General features: G+C 42.1%; 21 protein-coding genes and 1 pseudogene. 4 read left to right on the top strand and 18 right to left on the bottom strand.

Features of this window, described 5'->3' with window-relative positions:
- Positions 1-472 precede the first annotated feature (472 nt).
- Positions 473-626, top strand: a pseudogene (locus tag HCR01_RS34750) (IS66 family transposase); the annotation flags it as partial.
- Positions 627-1,288: 662 nt separating this feature from the next.
- Positions 1,289-1,846, top strand: a complete 558-nt coding sequence (locus HCR01_RS34755; RefSeq protein ID WP_193200476.1) for a GNAT family N-acetyltransferase — start codon at positions 1,289-1,291, stop codon at positions 1,844-1,846.
- A 239-nt stretch (positions 1,847-2,085) separates the two neighbouring features.
- Here HCR01_RS34755 and HCR01_RS34760 read toward each other — a convergent pair whose 3' ends face one another.
- From HCR01_RS34760 to HCR01_RS39530, 3 genes are read right to left on the bottom strand one after another with little or no spacing between them, the layout of a single operon-like run.
- A complete protein-coding gene (locus tag HCR01_RS34760; RefSeq protein ID WP_193200477.1) occupies positions 2,086-2,727 on the bottom strand; it encodes a response regulator in 642 nt (213 codons plus the stop codon).
- Positions 2,728-2,734: 7 nt separating this feature from the next.
- Entirely contained in the window at positions 2,735-3,538 is an 804-nt protein-coding gene (locus HCR01_RS34765) for a sensor histidine kinase (protein ID WP_226889957.1), read from the bottom strand.
- Positions 3,459-3,998, bottom strand: a complete 540-nt coding sequence (locus tag HCR01_RS39530) for a hypothetical protein (protein WP_226889959.1) — start codon at positions 3,996-3,998, stop codon at positions 3,459-3,461. Before HCR01_RS39530 ends, HCR01_RS34765 begins: the two co-directional genes overlap by 80 nt.
- Before the next feature lie 196 nt (positions 3,999-4,194).
- On the opposite strand from HCR01_RS39530, the gene HCR01_RS34770 reads away from it, so the two are divergent.
- Together HCR01_RS34770 and HCR01_RS34775 are read left to right on the top strand one after the other, a co-directional pair.
- A complete protein-coding gene (locus tag HCR01_RS34770) occupies positions 4,195-4,389 on the top strand; it encodes a hypothetical protein (RefSeq protein ID WP_193200479.1) in 195 nt (64 codons plus the stop codon).
- 31 nt (positions 4,390-4,420) lie between these two features.
- A complete protein-coding gene (locus tag HCR01_RS34775; RefSeq protein WP_193200480.1) occupies positions 4,421-5,113 on the top strand; it encodes a sigma-70 family RNA polymerase sigma factor in 693 nt (230 codons plus the stop codon).
- A 396-nt stretch (positions 5,114-5,509) separates the two neighbouring features.
- Here the strand turns inward: HCR01_RS34775 and HCR01_RS34780 are convergent, their stop codons facing one another.
- From HCR01_RS34780 to HCR01_RS34850, 15 genes are all read right to left on the bottom strand, one after another.
- Positions 5,510-5,761: a hypothetical protein gene (locus tag HCR01_RS34780; protein WP_193200481.1), complete on the bottom strand. Its 252-nt coding sequence runs from the start codon at positions 5,759-5,761 to the stop codon at positions 5,510-5,512.
- A gap of 379 nt (positions 5,762-6,140) precedes the next feature.
- Entirely contained in the window at positions 6,141-6,506 is a 366-nt protein-coding gene (locus HCR01_RS34785) for a hypothetical protein (RefSeq protein WP_193200482.1), read from the bottom strand.
- 41 nt (positions 6,507-6,547) lie between these two features.
- The gene (locus HCR01_RS34790) at positions 6,548-7,105 is read right to left on the bottom strand and encodes a WGR domain-containing protein (RefSeq protein ID WP_193200483.1); all 558 of its coding nucleotides are present in this window, start codon (positions 7,103-7,105) and stop codon (positions 6,548-6,550) included.
- Positions 7,106-7,119: 14 nt separating this feature from the next.
- Entirely contained in the window at positions 7,120-7,467 is a 348-nt protein-coding gene (locus tag HCR01_RS34795; protein WP_193200484.1) for a hypothetical protein, read from the bottom strand.
- Between the two features lie 81 nt (positions 7,468-7,548).
- Positions 7,549-9,171, bottom strand: a complete 1,623-nt coding sequence (locus HCR01_RS34800; RefSeq protein ID WP_193200485.1) for an AAA family ATPase — start codon at positions 9,169-9,171, stop codon at positions 7,549-7,551.
- Positions 9,172-9,272: 101 nt separating this feature from the next.
- Complete coding sequence (locus HCR01_RS34805) at positions 9,273-9,479, bottom strand: DUF2997 domain-containing protein (protein WP_191761240.1); 207 nt, start codon at positions 9,477-9,479, stop codon at positions 9,273-9,275.
- Positions 9,480-9,482: 3 nt separating this feature from the next.
- The gene (locus HCR01_RS34810; RefSeq protein ID WP_193200486.1) at positions 9,483-9,929 is read right to left on the bottom strand and encodes a DUF1257 domain-containing protein; all 447 of its coding nucleotides are present in this window, start codon (positions 9,927-9,929) and stop codon (positions 9,483-9,485) included.
- Positions 9,930-10,046: 117 nt separating this feature from the next.
- Positions 10,047-11,120, bottom strand: a complete 1,074-nt coding sequence (locus HCR01_RS34815) for a hypothetical protein (protein WP_193200494.1) — start codon at positions 11,118-11,120, stop codon at positions 10,047-10,049.
- A 122-nt stretch (positions 11,121-11,242) separates the two neighbouring features.
- Positions 11,243-11,431 (bottom strand): hypothetical protein, encoded by a 189-nt coding sequence (locus tag HCR01_RS34820; RefSeq protein WP_193200487.1) that lies wholly within the window; start codon positions 11,429-11,431, stop codon positions 11,243-11,245.
- Positions 11,432-11,434: 3 nt separating this feature from the next.
- A complete protein-coding gene (locus HCR01_RS34825) occupies positions 11,435-11,704 on the bottom strand; it encodes a hypothetical protein (RefSeq protein WP_193200488.1) in 270 nt (89 codons plus the stop codon).
- Between the two features lie 84 nt (positions 11,705-11,788).
- The gene (locus tag HCR01_RS34830; protein ID WP_193200489.1) at positions 11,789-12,049 is read right to left on the bottom strand and encodes a hypothetical protein; all 261 of its coding nucleotides are present in this window, start codon (positions 12,047-12,049) and stop codon (positions 11,789-11,791) included.
- Between the two features lie 15 nt (positions 12,050-12,064).
- Positions 12,065-12,460: a hypothetical protein gene (locus HCR01_RS34835; protein WP_193200490.1), complete on the bottom strand. Its 396-nt coding sequence runs from the start codon at positions 12,458-12,460 to the stop codon at positions 12,065-12,067.
- Between the two features lie 121 nt (positions 12,461-12,581).
- On the bottom strand, positions 12,582-13,136 hold the full coding sequence (locus HCR01_RS34840; RefSeq protein ID WP_193200491.1) for a hypothetical protein: 555 nt from the start codon (positions 13,134-13,136) through the stop codon (positions 12,582-12,584).
- Between the two features lie 595 nt (positions 13,137-13,731).
- On the bottom strand, positions 13,732-13,872 hold the full coding sequence (locus HCR01_RS34845; protein WP_193200492.1) for a hypothetical protein: 141 nt from the start codon (positions 13,870-13,872) through the stop codon (positions 13,732-13,734).
- Between the two features lie 883 nt (positions 13,873-14,755).
- The coding region (locus HCR01_RS34850; RefSeq protein WP_226889961.1) for a DUF6876 family protein at positions 14,756-15,025 on the bottom strand (270 nt) is incomplete at its 5' end.

Raw genomic sequence — 15,025 nt, forward strand, 5'->3', positions numbered from 1 at the left:
TGACTTTTTTGCACAAGCACTGCTGGCTAATTCTAATAATTATCTGTCTCGCCCATCTCTGCTTCCTAAATATTAGACCTGAATCCTTACGTTTTTGTCAAGTATATTATCGACAACAAAATGAGTCCTAACTTCGTGATTAGTTATCTTTATATTTTTATCGAAAACTTTTTCGAGATGGAAATCCTATTCAAGATAAGGATTTTCTGAATAATGGCAAATAAGCAGGGTAAGCTCATCTAATTGGTATAAATAATACTTGACAAACAAGGATAAAAGTGATGTGTAAGGTAATAATGATGCTACTTAAAAAATCTTTAGGAATACTCAAATGTCTTAGAACTTTGAAAAAAATCTGCCGATACTAACAAAAATTCTCCGCATACAAAGAAGCCAAAAGGTAAGGATTTAGGTGGCAAAGTATTGACAAAGGGGACAATTGAAGTGGAGTATCACAGATATGAACTAGAACCTGCCTCAAGACTTAGACCGAGAAAGCTTGAACCAGTTATCGCGCATAACAACTGGTAGAGATAATTATTGAGGAGAACAAGGTAATACGTGAGTTACAGAAAATCATCTTAGAACTACAGCAAGAAATAGAGCGTTTAAAAGTCAGCAGAGATTCATCGGTGAGAGGTTAAAATAAAGCGCATTTTGTCAATCAGTTAAAATACTCAAAATAACTTAAATAAAAATGATAATCGTGTGCGGGGGAGGGGAAGTAGGCGAGCGTCGCTTGCCTCCTTCCCCTGTAATTTGATTATCATTTTCATAAAGATTTGGCAGCTTAAATATGAGATGAAACAGCATTGTAACAACAGAATAATTTTCTCAAAACTGAGTTTCATTATTAGGTAAATTCAATTATCAAATGAGGTAACGAAAAGTTTTGTTTACCGCCATGCCTAAGCTCTTAAAACGAAACTCTGACCACGCAAAACGGCATAATACTCCTACTATAAATAATTTTGAATCGCCTGTATTATTTTTTCAAACTCTTCTCATTCGTGCTTGGTATTCCAAACGAACTCCCTGAATTAGAAGTTATCAACAGTCGTCTAACAAGGCTTTGCACCGACCGCCTGTAGTGTTGTGGGGTGTAGTGAGTGGATTTTCTTGGCATACTGTTTTTCACAAATGATTCGTGGTTAATGAGTCAATAAGTCACTTCTTCTGAAAATTCATTTATACAGCAAGTCCTTGGTGGTAACAGCACAAGGAGATTATCGGTTAAAATTTCAGTATTAAAATTTTTTGGGAAGACTCGTCAAAATAAAATCGTTTCATGCTTGCTCAATCCACACTAGATACAACCAGATTGATTCTGCGTCCTCTATCTCTTGCAGATGCGCCATCGATCCAAGGTGTGGTAAGTGTTCGTGAGATTGCCGATACTATGATTTCTATTCCTCATCCGTATCCTGATGGCGAAGCAGAGCAATATATACGAAGACAAATTTCAGACTTTGAGGCAGGGCATTCTCTTTCATTTGTAATTGAGCGCAAACCTGAAAAAGTATTTAGCGGCATTATCGAGATTCGAGATATTGAACGAGAACATTCTCAAGCGGAATTAAGTTTTTGGTTGGCAACTGAGGTGTGGGGAAAAGGCTATATGAGCGAGGCATTAAAACTTCTGCTCCGCTTTGGATTTAAAGATTTAGATCTTAACAGACTCTACGCCTACCACATGGTTAGAAATCCGGGTTCAGGCAAAGTATTGCAGAAAAATGGGTTTACGCAAGAAGGAGTGTTACGTCAGCGAGTACGAAAGTGGGGAGTGTTTGAAGATGTAAAAATATGGGCAATTCTTCGGAGAGACTGGCAAGGCGAAGCTGTATAACAATCCCGTTACACACCTACAGTATAAAATTGGTTGGTTGAGTTCGAGAGGTTGTCTGTGGCGGGTGAAGGGGTCGTTATACTCCTCCAGCTATGGGTGGGGGTATAGCGCGAGTACGATCAGCCTGACGGCATGGCTAACGCTTACCGCTTTCAACTGCTGGCATAATTCAGCACTCGTTCTCACTCTCAATACCATGCTGTCTCTACTGTTATTTCTTTGCCATTAGTTAGTAATGCTCAGTTAATCTCAAAGATCGAATTAGCAATGATCGCTAACTGGGCGCGGTTCCTGCAATCGAGGCGATTTAGCAAATGCGTCACATGAGTCTTCACAGTGCCTTCAGTAACCATTAACTGTTCAGCGATTTCTCGATTTGTGGCTCCTTTGCCGATAAACTGCAAAACCTGCTGCTCTCGCTTCGTCAGCGTCTCAAATTCTGGCGAAGCGGTAGGTTTAGCGATGCCCAAAGGATTCTTCATCAGTTTTTCTAACAGCCCCGGAGCCAACTGAGCATAGCCCTGGCACGCCAGCCGAATTGCTTGTACTAACTCGTCTGCGGGCATATCTTTCAATAGGTAGCCTTTCGCACCTACCCGGATCGACTCGACAATATACTGGTCATCGTCAAACGTGCTGAGTACTAGCACTTTCACGTTAGGAAATCGTTCGCAGATTATTCGTGTTGCGGCTCTCCCATCCATCAATGGCATTCGCACATCCATTAGCACCAAATTAGGCTGGAGGGCTGCGACTTGCTCTATCGCCATCTCGCCATTGCTGGCAATCCCCACTACCTGCAAATCTGGTTGTAACTCCAGCATTGTTTTCAGTCCTTGGCAAATCAGGCTTTGATCATCCACAATTAACAGACTAATCATAAATCAACTAGCTAGACGACACTTCTGGCACGGTAGTTGTTAGAGGTATTTCCACCTGAATTCGACAGCCTTTTCCTAGTTCTGTCTTTAAGGTAAATGTACCCCCTAGTACAGCAATTCGCTCCTGCATTCCTTGCAGTCCAAATCCTTTGCCAATGGAGCTACTCCGTTCAAAACCACGTCCATTATCTACCACAATCAACTGTACGATTTCGGACGTTACCTCAATTTTTACCGTCACCGCTGTTGCCTGAGCGTACTTGGAAATATTGGTTAGCGCCTCCTGAACAATTCGGTATAGTGCATTCATGATCGCAGTAGACACCGACGCATTACCTATTCCTGTTGTCTGCTCCACGATCTGCATTTGCGCTTCAATGCCAGTTCCCTGCCGAAAATCATCGACCACAGCGGTGATCGTCTCATTCAAAGATTGCTCTGCTCGATTTTCTTCGCGCAATGCCTGCACCGATTTTCGCACCTCTTGCATGGCAATCACGCCCAGCCGTCGAGCTTGCTGCAAAAAGGGTTCTACCCGGTCTGGCTGCTGTTGCCAGAGCATCACTGCCGTTTGTAGCTGCACATTCAATGCTGTCAGCGCGTGTCCCAAAGAATCATGAATATCACGAGCAATTCGATTGCGCTCTTGGGCAGCTGCTAACTCTTCTGCCTGGGAGGCATACTGCCGAAGTTGCTGATGCGCTGTCGCCAGATCCTCCTGGGCCTGACGTTCAGACAACAGCGTACTGACTAGCATTAGCACCAGGAACAGCCCTAACCCAAACATTAACGTTTCGGCAACTAGGTGCATCCAAAATTGCTCCTCTAGTTGGGGTACGAACACTGTCATCTTCTGCACGTATATGGTCTGATGCTTCAAAAACAGCACGAGCAATATTGCGCCAACTACCCAACGTCCGCTCGTACTGAACATGAAGCAACTGCGAATAAACACAATCAGGTACAGCGTCGGCAAAATGTGCAGATATCCCAGCACTGTTCCATAGAAAATTAAACCGATTTCGGCAAGAGTGTAGAGGATTTTGATAGGCGATTTGCCCATTGGCAGCATCCATCCCATGATGCAAAGCAACAGCAAAACGGAAATATGCTGGAGAGGTAACCGCCGACCAGCGATCGCTTCTAATACGGCTAAGGAACCGCAGCTTGCAAGCATGACCCACTCGGTATACACCAGAAAGCGGAATGGATTGGGCTGGAATTTTAGACGAGATAGCATAAGATGATCGCAACGCAAAGATTTTATTCAAAAATACTGTCAATAGTTTCAAATTGCCATACCCCTTTCGTTACTATCTGGCAACAATCTCAACGAAAGTCGTAGTTGGACTATACAATTCGTTGAGCCAAAATACGAGACGTTCTTCAGATGTTTTCAGTAAGGGTGAATGCCTAATATAAAGTTGTTAGCTTGAGCAAGGAGATATAGACAGCGTTAATCTTGTTATGAAAGCAACTATGGATGCTCCTAAGTTGAGACAGATTATTGCAGAAATTAATTTATTTTACCAGGAACAAGAGCAATTAATACCGATTGATATAGAAGGTAAAGCAATTAGTCTTTTACTCAATAATCACTTGTTTATTACTTCTGAAATCGATAAAAAACCAAAGCTCTTTGTGAGCAAGAGATGTCAATAGTGTTATAGAAAATAACAATTATTTGCTAACAATGAATCAAAAACATTACGCGATATCTCATTGCAATCTAATCAAAGAAAAACCAGATGAACAGCTAGAATACCTAGTTACACAAGCTTGTGGACACCTACCTGGAAGTCAAGAGCGTCAGAAGTTACTCACGCAAATTATTCGTTTGACTTCCAAAAAACTATGGAGGGAAAGCACTCCTTATTATGAAGATGCACTACAAAAAACTTGGTTGTATTTCTGTCGCAATGTTTGTGAAGGTTTAACAGGTCAAGCCTATAACCCTACTTATGGCAGTGTCATCACCTGGTTGAATGCTTACCTTAAACACAGACTACAAGATTTTGACATTAACCAGCGCCGGGAACAAGCCACAACAGTCTCTTTCAGACATCACCAGTCTACGTCAGGTGACATAAGTGAAGTTTTTGACCCCATAAATAACCTACCTGCCACCCCTCCAGTACCTCCGATTTTGGAAAACTTAGAGATATGGGTCAATACAGACTCAGACGGAGAACTGCGTCATACTTACATTAAAGGGCGTCCAGATGTGAATTGTCAGGTGTTGATTCTTAAACGCCTACCCCCAGAAGTTAGTTGGAGAGAATTGTCCGAAGAATTTGGGCTACCAATTCCGACATTGAGCAGTTTTTATCAACGTCAGTGTCTACCGCGCTTGCGAAGTTTTGCTAAACTTGAAGGCTTACTATAAAGGGTGAAATCAGCGAGATTGTTGTTTGACAAATAGTATCATGCTATTGCCAAATCCAAGGAGATTACAAAAAAGTAAGCGATGTCCAAGGAAAAGCCGCTGACGCTCCTTCTCTGCGAGACGCTATACGAACGTCGCTACCGCTTCGCTAATGCGTCGTCTACGCTCCTACTCCCGCAAACCAGGTAAACGGTAAAGAAGCAAGAGTTATTGTTTCTATGGTGCGATTGATAAACTTTTTCATTTGGAAAACTCTTTTGCTCCGGCGACAAACAACTAATTTACCTCTGTGACTTGCTTGTTATAATTGAGCAGTATGGTAAATAATTTGTTTTTGATTATCCATGTAAACCTGTTGTAAAAAAAGAACTATCCAGTGCGCTCACTTCACTACCTTCATCGCAACTTCTTTACCTTAACTTCTGCTACTGCTAATCCTTTAGAATTATTGTTCTCTATCAATCCTTTGGAATTATCAAATGCAAAAGTGTAATGAGTCACTTCAAGAACTTGATAGTCAGGGATGTCACAACGACAAATACTCAGATAAATAGATTCTCCAACGCAAGGAACTCTCACAACATGAGTAGGAAACTTTTCAATTACACTGCCGCATTCATTGACGACTTGAATTGAAACTCTATACATATTCACACATCCTTATTTGTTTGTCGGCTAAAAACCTTGCTCCTGAGTAGAACCACTACACAGATGAAGCGAACGCAGTAGACTAGCTGCTGTTAAGAAGAGAGCAGTTTAGTTGTTTTTCAGGTATTTTATCAAAACAGAATTCAGGAGTCAGTCGCCAGAATTCAGAATTGAATTCTGTGTGACTGGCGAATGAATAAACGGCGTTTTTGCACCCCCTCCAAATTTTCAATTTGGAGGTCTTCAATTAGCGCAAAGTCTGAGCGGAGGCTTCCTCCGCTCAGAACTTTGTAAGAGGGTGGCGGGTCTGAATCCCCCACTAATTGATTCTGACTTCTGACTTCTGACTTCTGACTTCTGGATTCTTCTTCAATTAAGGTTAATAAGTTACTTCTGACAAAAAATCCTCAAAACTCTGATACACGCTTTCATCCTGGCGTAAATCATCAATATCAAACTCTTTCTGCATCAACCCCAAACGGAACATCACGTTTGAGCGACAACCGCCACGAACAGTATTCTCTAAAAACAGAACTGCACCAAAACACAATTTGGAATCAGAAGTGATTCGACCTTCGTGAGAGTCAGAATAATCTACTGTATTGTGGCAATGGAAGGCTTTATCGTGCGTAATTCCGTTGAGAATATCATCTGCTCTTTCAGGGGAAAGCGCAGATTTTACACATTTTCTAAATGGGCAATCTTTGCAGGGTTGTTTCATTTTTACTCCTTGATAATACTGCATATTTACCACCAAAGTTTTTAATCAGTTTGGTGGTAATTCGTTTACAAATGTCGCCAAAAGTTCTTACTGATGGTCTTGAGGCTAACCACTTTCTCTACAGTTGATTCTGGAATATGAGCAACAGCCACGGCAGCGGGTTGTGGTGTAGAGGTGGTTAACAAAGAATTGAGTAACTCCTTCTGATAATCAACATCATTTACACTGCGGTAAATAATGTATGGGTCTATCTGCATCCCTAAAGGTGTAGGAACAATTTGCAGATATTCATTAAGAGCTTGAATGTAGCGATGATCAAAATTCCCGTTTGCTACATAAGGACGCAAAACATTAAGCAGTTGTATCGCTCGCCTGATGTCTGAAATATGGCGATTACCGTTCATTTGAGATTGGCTTTCGCTGTAGCCTTTGGATTTCTTTTCAGTGACGAGATTGTGAAACTTTTTAACAGCAACAGAGTGCGAGCTAAATGAGTGAACTTTAGTCTGGGACTTGTACCCGACTCTGCCCCATTCAACAGTTAGATTACTGCCTTCAATCTTGGCAGACCAGAACTTATTGCTGTTTTGAATTGTGTCTACAAAGACTAGGTAAATTTCCATGTTTCTGAACCGAATTAACTCGTTGATTTCCGGGCATTGCCCCACCTGATTTGATGTTGTAATGCTTCAAGTATGCTTTCAGCCTCCGAAGCTGTTAAGCCTTCCAGGACAGAGCAGACATCATACAAAACTTGGGGAATAGAATCAGGAATTACTAGCTCATACAATGAATCTTCTAAGGCTGTAGACACTGGATAGTCAACTGGGGTGTACTCTTGCTGCATGATAATGTAGGTAGATAAAGTTACCCGTAATAACAATTTTGTTTCTCTATCTAACTTCTCTAAGTGTGCGCCGTAGTTATCAACCAACTGGTCGATCAAGTCTGTTTGTCCGTAGTATGTAACTAAGTCTGTTGTCATTGCATTCAATTCCTTTTTGTTGTAAATAATTGCTGTTAAATAGAATTGCGATCGCCTTTCTTAGACGACCGCTTTTCTTTATTAGTTCATGTTGCGGAACTTGGCAGTCCTTAAAGACAATTGTTTCGCCGCCACAACAGGACTAGAAGCCCGTCGTGCAGTAGCCGCCCAGGACTGTATCCGCTCAACTGCCGCAGCATCAGTGATCGCAAGCGGGGTGATAGTTTGACGACAGGTTTCAAGGTCAGCAAGCGTCACCTGCTGTGGTCTACCTTCATCGAATGCCAGTAGTGCGGCTTCATCTGCCAGCGTTTCTAGTTCTGCGCCGGAGAATTTTGCGGTATTGGCTGCGATCGCTTCTAAATACTCCGATTCGACAGTGATACCAAAGCGTTGCAGATGAATCTGTAGAATCTGGACTCGTTCCGGTTCTGTAGGAAGATCTACAAAGAAATTTTCATCGAAGCGGCCTTTCCTCTTGAGTTCACTTGGCAGCGCAGAGGGGTCATTGCAAGTTGCCACAACAAACACACCACTGGTTGATTCCGACATAAACGTGAGGATATTGCCCAGAATTCTCTGTGAGACTCCAGAAGTATCACCACTACCGGAAAGAGCTTTTTCAATTTCGTCCACCCATAACACGCAGGGTGCGATCGCTTCAGCCGTTTTGAGTGCGCGGCGGACATTCCCCTCAGACTCACCAACGAGTGAACCTAAAAGGGACGCAATGTCGAGTTGTAGGAGTGGTAAATTCAGTATAGTTGCGATGTTCTTGGCAAGTAAAGTTTTACCAACTCCGGGCGGCCCCGCAAGCAACACACCTTTGGGTTGCGGCAAGCTAAGACTTCGCGCCTCAACAGTGAACAGCCGCCGCCGTATTTGTAACCATTCCCGTAGTAAATCGAGTCCGCCGAAAGGGATGCTGGCTGGCTTGCCCAACTCGATACCCATCTGCGCCAGTAGCCGAGTTTTGTACTCGACAGCTTTGGGTATGAAGTCGGCATCGACAGCAATGCCATCCGAGGTTAGCTTTTCTTTGACTGTTAGGCGCAAGAAATCACTAATCTCTTCCAAGGTCAGCCCTAAAGCTGCGCGAGATAGCTGTTCAATTTCACTTTCCGGCAATGAAATAGTGAAAGTTAATTCTTGTTCTGTGGCAGACTGTTGTAAGTCTAACAAGTAAGAATTTATATGTTCAAGTATTTGCTCAATACTAGGCAAAGGCACTTCACAGCAGGGGATGAGTCGGACTAAAGACTCGTGCAGTTGGATGTTTTGACCAAGTAGCACAATGCGTTTATCTGTCGGCTTGAGGCGGTGGTAGAGGTTTTTAACTTTCGATATAATTTCCCAGCTCAATTGTGGTGAGTTCTTAGCAACAAATGGGTGAATGTCTCCCAGAATAAATACACCATTCCCACTAAAATTAGCAATATAGTCAAATACATATAACAGTGGATCAGCCTGGGGCGGCTTCTTGTACTCCGCTACGACTTTGAATACCAAGCCACCATCAGATGCAATCAGACATTGCTCTAAGCTGGATACGCCCAGGTTCCAGAAATAGACTGTACAAGAGAGCTTGTTGTTGGCTTCTGTTGTTAGCCACTGAATAATCGTTGCCTCATCAGGAGACAGTACATCAACAGCAGCAATAGGGATTTGTGAATCGAGCGTTGAGAGCAGATTTGAGAGTTTCATGTCAATTATTCAATTACTTCATTTATCAAATGGCGAAGCCGATATTCTGTAATCAGTAATCAGTAATCAGTTAGAGATGCTCACTGACTACTGATTACTGGTTACTGACGCAAACGTGTTTGACTACTGTTCGTAGTCCTCAGTTGTGGTGCTGATTCGTCTTTATAAATGCGCTCGTCCTCCACAACCCCCAACGCCTCTTCAAACGGTTGGGTCGCAGCCAAACAAGTTAGCCCCTCGAATCCCTCCGCTTCTACTTTCACTGAACCTGTAGTTTTGTCAAAGTGTATAAGTATTGCGCGTTCCATCTGTTATCTCCTGGTGTATTGTTGTTGCTGATGTCCGGCAAAGATCAGGCGTAAGGTTTGCACAGTACCGTTGGTTGATTCGGCGATCGCACATTCCCCAAATTGCTCTTGTAACTCAAAAGCTTTAGCACGAACCATCCGCTGTCCGTATGCCAGCATCAACGAGTGAGTGAAGAAATCCTTTCCTAGCCGAGGGTTTGTTTCATAGCTATCGTGTATAACGTCATAGACTTGACTGACTTGATTCCACTTAAAGCCGATGTCTGCACGGGCTTTTATAGTGCTACCACGGACTATAATTTCAGCGCTCTGCCCTTGGGAGCTACCGTAATAACCTTTTAATGGCCGTGCTTTTTCATGAACTTGGGGCGAGAGGTTCAGTAGAGTGAGGGCTTGTACTAAACATTCACGGTTGGTGAGTTTGGTTGTTACCTTTGAGAAATGAGACATAATTAACCTCAATGATTTTATAGATGTAATCCTGTGAACTGTTAATGTGGGTATTACACTTTTAATTTCGGTGATTATCTAAGTCAAAGGCGATGCACCCTCGCCCTTGACCATTTTTTACCTGAACCTAAACGCGTTGACAGTAGCTTTCGCCAATCCAACCTCACCAGTTGCTAACTGTTGAAGGTTGCGTTGTTCGTCCAACAGCTTGGCCCGGATATCGTTCATCTTTTGTTGCAATTGACTACGCCCATCATTACCCAGATTCTTAGCTTCAATTGCCGGATCATTCACAATCGAGTCTAAATGCGCCATCATTTGTTGCAGACTACTACCAGCTTGGGGGTCAGCATTCGCCAGCAACACCTGAACTTTCATCAGATGTCGTTCCATCTTCTTTTTGAACTGCACAGGTTTGCGCCCCGGTTCCCAATCACTAAGTTCTTCAAGCAACTGCGCGGCGAGTTGTTCACCACCAGCCAGAGCCGATTCTCTTAACCGCTGCTCCAGATTTTGGTCATACTGTTGGATGAATTTGGTAATCTGGTCTAAACATTCAGCTTGTTGTTGATTGAGTTGCTCAGACAGGGCAGGAATGATTACGGGACGACCAATTACCACTTGCAGATAATCTTCTAAATCAGTCAGAGTCGGGAAGGCTCTTAACAAGTTGGCTTTGACCGACTCTTGTTTCTCTAAAGATAGTTCCCAAGTGTTGAGGGAGAGGAATTGGTCAATCCGTTGTTGGTAGTCAGTTAGTCCTGCCTCATAATCGACTTTTAATTGATTGCGAAGCGTGGGAGCAATATTATCTCTAATATTGATTAGTTGGTTCCACACAAGTGGTGCTAAATCAATTGGGCAAACCCAATCGCCAGTATCAGGAGACATCCACTCTTGTACAGATGAGATTTCTTGACGTAATTGAGCAGCAGCTTCATCCAGCTTTTTGAATACTTTAACACCCCGCAATCCGACTTCGGAATTAGTAACTTTCATCAGGTCAGATTCCGATTCAGATACTTTTGATTTCAGGACATCCGCCCATTTGGGAGCAGCACTTTTAGTACTATTTTTCAGTTGAATACGGAAGCGAATGCGGGTTTTATTGAGTTTTGAGAAGTTCAATCGTTCAATTGTGGCATCAGTTAAAAAAGTTTCAGTTTGGGGAGAAGCGATCGCTTGTACCATGTTCAATTAACTCACTACTAATTTTCAATTTCATCAGAGCGTAGCGTTTTTACAGGGCAATATAATAAAAGGCGTTCATACTGTTATTGGTGTGAACACCTTTTATTGCCTAGAGGTAACAATCAAACGACGACCCAATAAATACCTTGGTTGCGAACCATGTAAGATTGTCCTTTAATCTTTGCGGTTCCCAACTCGGAACTATTCTGAAGTCGTTGAATGTTCCTGATAGTTCGATAAACTATCTTGGTTGAACCATTGTTTTGTAACTTGATGGGTCGTTTGATGATGGGTGGTTTAGCTATAGACATGACTTAAAATAACTGAAGCTGTTGTGAATTATCCTGCACCACGGGTTTGCTATAAACCATACCTTCGACTTCGTAACAACGAATTATCAGCTTGTTGCGATTTAGTCGTAAACTAGCTTTTTTCTTTTGATTTGGCAGCGGTGAAAAGAGAAACTGTGGATGTTGGATAGTGCCTGAATCACCCAAATATCGATAAAATGTACCGTCAACTTGGTATACTTTTGATGAACTTAACAGCGTCGGATTATACACTCTAATCAAATTTATTGCCATCTGATTTATCCTGAATACAAACGAGTTTTTCTCATGCCGAGTAATGCTCCCGCAAAATTACTGCTAGCAAAAAGGGGATTATTCTTATCGTCGTGGTTTTGGCTGTGAGATTGATTGTTGCTCCAAAATACCGCTGACTCTACTTTCGGGTAATACAGTAATTGGACGGCATTTTGGAGGTGTGCCCGGCTCTTCCCTATCACGACACCAGGGCAAATCCGCACTGGCTCTCATCAGAATCAGAATACTTGGTATGGATGCAATTAGAGCTAACAGAAATGCTCGAAGTAGCACCCACGCCCAAGTACAATAATTGAGTGAGGGGAAGTCTGTTTGTGTTTTCATGATGTTTTTTGAGCTTTAAGCGCTAACCTTTTTCTTTGGTTCAGATAATCTGGATGTACCATTAGATGAACGAGGTGTTTGAGAAAGAGGTGCGCTCACTGTGCCAAAGGGAGTGCGAATTTCTAAATCTGCATCTAATTCTTGTTGGAGAATTGTTAATCGTGCCAGATGCAAGTCGATTTCGGCTAATATTTTTGCTTCTATCTCTTGTTTTGAAAGTAGACGAACCTGAGTTTCTGGCAGTTGTACTACTTGTCCAGAGCTTTCATTAATTAATATTGTGTAGTACCAACCTTCACTCTGCTTTTGAGTCGAGTAGTTGATACCAATAATTCTCCCTTGTTGGGTGCTTTGACCTATAGCAAAAAGAGGTTGCTTCCATGTACGTGGCATCGTGATCGTGGATTGCATGATTATTTCCCCTCGCTTTGATTAATTGTGAGTAGTGGAATAACAGCACAAGTTAGCTGTAGATAAAACTTGAGCAACTGATGAAGTGCGATACGATCGCTCAAGCCCTATTTACAACCAACTAAAACACCATAGAAGCCGCCGTTTTCGTAACAGCCAAAGCCTGTTTACTGATTTCTCGCCAGTTCGATTCTTCGCCGTAGGATGTCATAATTAACTCAGACCCAACCCACACCCTACAGAACAGTACAGCTTCATCTGTCCCTGGCTGTGGTTGTAGTGTCACGGGAGAATAAAGTTGTTCTGGTGTAAGACTGGCAATAGCAGCTAATAACCCTTTGGCAAACTGAGTATCGTGCCCGGATTCTAGGATGTATGTTCGCTCAGCCTGAATTGTAGCTAGCAGCTTGTGGACTTCCTTGCCCCGCCGTTCACACTTCTCGAATCGCAATTCTCGCAGATATCCAGTCAAGGCAGTAGCAGCAACAGCCTGCGGTTCTGAATTCGATAGTGTGTACCACATATAACCGTTGTGACGATTGCAGTAAATCTTGCAATTGCCAGCATCATTGTGGAGTCCCAGTTTCGGCTTATTGATTGAAGCGACTAACTGCTTGAGCAATTCTTCTTGGCGCATTAAAGCAGCAAGTAATTCTGATGTTTCTTGAGGGTTCATTTATTTGATACCAATGCATTTTCACATTCGCCTTGGCGCAGCCTTATTAGAGTTATTGTTTTTAGATGTGGTTAATACTTTGTACTATTTATCACTCTTTGAAAAGATGTGCGGTTGCTCCTTCTATCCAAAGGAGCATCTCCTAGGATGTTAGTTGCTTTATGCTTTCTGTTGGCAGTGTAAAGTAGAATTTCCACAAAGCCTCATCCTGTCCTAGAGATGAGGCTTTTACTGATGTCTGTAACAAGCTGCTCCAAGAATTAACCACCTTTAGCTGAAGAAATATTTGAGCGGTTGTTCAATTTGTTTGCCAAGCAGTTGAAGTATAACTTGCAACCTTATAACAAGTTATACTCCCACTTCTTCTACCTAAACAAGTGTTAATTAAGATGTTATATGCTATATGATAGCTTTATAGTACATAACAACTTTTAGCCTCGTCTCACCTTGATGACGAGGTTTTTGTTTTGGAAGCAGAATAAACCATATTGAGGTAAGAGAGTTGTTTTTCCTAACTCCTCCCCAATGTCGCAAGAAAAGCTTGATGGTTTAAAAGTTGTTGTAGCGTGTGTCATAATAAAAGTCTATACATACGTTATTTTTTGTGCGATCGCTTTACAGTTATCAAAGCTGACAAGCGATTGCTTTTGTTTTCTGAACCAGCGACCATCTGAAGAATTAGTTCTAGCTGGCGTATTACCGAAGCAACTAATTCTGATGTTTCTTGCGGGGTCATTTGTTTGATACCAATGTATTTCACCTTCGCATTGGCGCAGCCTCAGCAATCAGGGTTGTTGTTCTTAGATTTGGTGATCTACGCTGCCTTTAAGAATTTATAATTCCGCTGGATAGTTGTATTATTTATTACTATCTGAAGCTATTCTCTGCTGTTTACTCTATCCAGCGGAACATTTATTAAACTGCTAATTGCTTTATATTAGCTGCATATTTAGATTACCATAAGCCTCATCCCTGGAGATGAGGCTTTTACTTCTGTATAGAATGAACTGCTCTAAAAGTTAACTGATTTTGTCTCAAGAAATATTTGAGCAGTTGTTAAACTTGTTTGCTCAGTAAATGAAGTGTAATTTGTAACCTCACAATCGGTTAACTCGTCATTGATTCTGCCCAAGGAAGCATTAGTTAGAATGCTATGTGCTATACTTTAGCTTGATAGTAGATGTTTAACATATTAGCCTTGTCTCACCTTGATGACGAGGTTTTTGTTTTTGAAGCGGAACAAACCGCTTTGTAAATCATCTACCGGCGTTGCATAAATGCGGGATGAATCGGCGCTTGAAACCATTATCAGACAGACTGCTACATGCTATATAATAGCTTGATAGTACATAAACAACTTTTAGCCTTGTCTCATCTTGATGACGAGGTTTTCATTTTTGAAGCGAAATAAATCGCTTTGTAAATCATCTCATTTGATTTTGGGTGAATAGTTGAATGCGTGAAACGCTGTTGCATACATGATGCAAATGAGTATTATTGGAGATACTCATTTGATATTATTCAAGAAGTTAAATAGTCAAGGTAATTATTGGTTTGGGCATTCGGTGATCGCAATTAGATTAGAATCTATGCGATCACCTTTGCTTTTTATTTCATTCTCAATACTCACTCGGCAGCATCAACACCTTCTGTGCTAGATACAGCGTGATTTCAGGCAGTGGAAAGTCAGTGTATGGGATTGACTGGCGTAGTACCTCAATATCTGTGTCTTCTTCACATATCAGAGTACTTGACTTGTTCTCCACCACCAACCGCCACACCTGAAAATCTCGCAGCCGAGGATTAGACTGAAGCTGGTGTTGATAAGAGCCAATCGCATCCAGCAGCCAGTAACATTGGGTTATTTGGGCTAAATGTTTCACTCCCTC

The organism is Nostoc sp. MG11 (genome assembly GCF_014904695.1).
Lineage (GTDB): Bacteria > Cyanobacteriota > Cyanobacteriia > Cyanobacteriales > Nostocaceae > Komarekiella.

Bases quoted from the DNA above. Each gene is read 5' to 3' on its own strand.
- HCR01_RS34755 (WP_193200476.1), top strand. From the start codon at position 1,289: ATGCTTGCTCAATCCACACTAGATACAACCAGATTGATTCTGCGTCCT.
- HCR01_RS34760 (WP_193200477.1), bottom strand. From the start codon at position 2,727: ATGATTAGTCTGTTAATTGTGGATGATCAAAGCCTGATTTGCCAAGGA.
- HCR01_RS34765 (WP_226889957.1), bottom strand. From the start codon at position 3,538: ATGCACCTAGTTGCCGAAACGTTAATGTTTGGGTTAGGGCTGTTCCTG.
- HCR01_RS34770 (WP_193200479.1), top strand. From the start codon at position 4,195: ATGAAAGCAACTATGGATGCTCCTAAGTTGAGACAGATTATTGCAGAA.
- HCR01_RS34775 (WP_193200480.1), top strand. From the start codon at position 4,421: ATGAATCAAAAACATTACGCGATATCTCATTGCAATCTAATCAAAGAA.
- HCR01_RS34780 (WP_193200481.1), bottom strand. From the start codon at position 5,761: ATGTATAGAGTTTCAATTCAAGTCGTCAATGAATGCGGCAGTGTAATT.
- HCR01_RS34785 (WP_193200482.1), bottom strand. From the start codon at position 6,506: ATGCAGTATTATCAAGGAGTAAAAATGAAACAACCCTGCAAAGATTGC.
- HCR01_RS34790 (WP_193200483.1), bottom strand. From the start codon at position 7,105: ATGGAAATTTACCTAGTCTTTGTAGACACAATTCAAAACAGCAATAAG.
- HCR01_RS34795 (WP_193200484.1), bottom strand. From the start codon at position 7,467: ATGACAACAGACTTAGTTACATACTACGGACAAACAGACTTGATCGAC.
- HCR01_RS34800 (WP_193200485.1), bottom strand. From the start codon at position 9,171: ATGAAACTCTCAAATCTGCTCTCAACGCTCGATTCACAAATCCCTATT.
- HCR01_RS34805 (WP_191761240.1), bottom strand. From the start codon at position 9,479: ATGGAACGCGCAATACTTATACACTTTGACAAAACTACAGGTTCAGTG.
- HCR01_RS34810 (WP_193200486.1), bottom strand. From the start codon at position 9,929: ATGTCTCATTTCTCAAAGGTAACAACCAAACTCACCAACCGTGAATGT.
- HCR01_RS34815 (WP_193200494.1), bottom strand. From the start codon at position 11,120: ATGGTACAAGCGATCGCTTCTCCCCAAACTGAAACTTTTTTAACTGAT.
- HCR01_RS34820 (WP_193200487.1), bottom strand. From the start codon at position 11,431: ATGTCTATAGCTAAACCACCCATCATCAAACGACCCATCAAGTTACAA.
- HCR01_RS34825 (WP_193200488.1), bottom strand. From the start codon at position 11,704: ATGGCAATAAATTTGATTAGAGTGTATAATCCGACGCTGTTAAGTTCA.
- HCR01_RS34830 (WP_193200489.1), bottom strand. From the start codon at position 12,049: ATGAAAACACAAACAGACTTCCCCTCACTCAATTATTGTACTTGGGCG.
- HCR01_RS34835 (WP_193200490.1), bottom strand. From the start codon at position 12,460: ATGCAATCCACGATCACGATGCCACGTACATGGAAGCAACCTCTTTTT.
- HCR01_RS34840 (WP_193200491.1), bottom strand. From the start codon at position 13,136: ATGAACCCTCAAGAAACATCAGAATTACTTGCTGCTTTAATGCGCCAA.
- HCR01_RS34845 (WP_193200492.1), bottom strand. From the start codon at position 13,872: ATGACCCCGCAAGAAACATCAGAATTAGTTGCTTCGGTAATACGCCAG.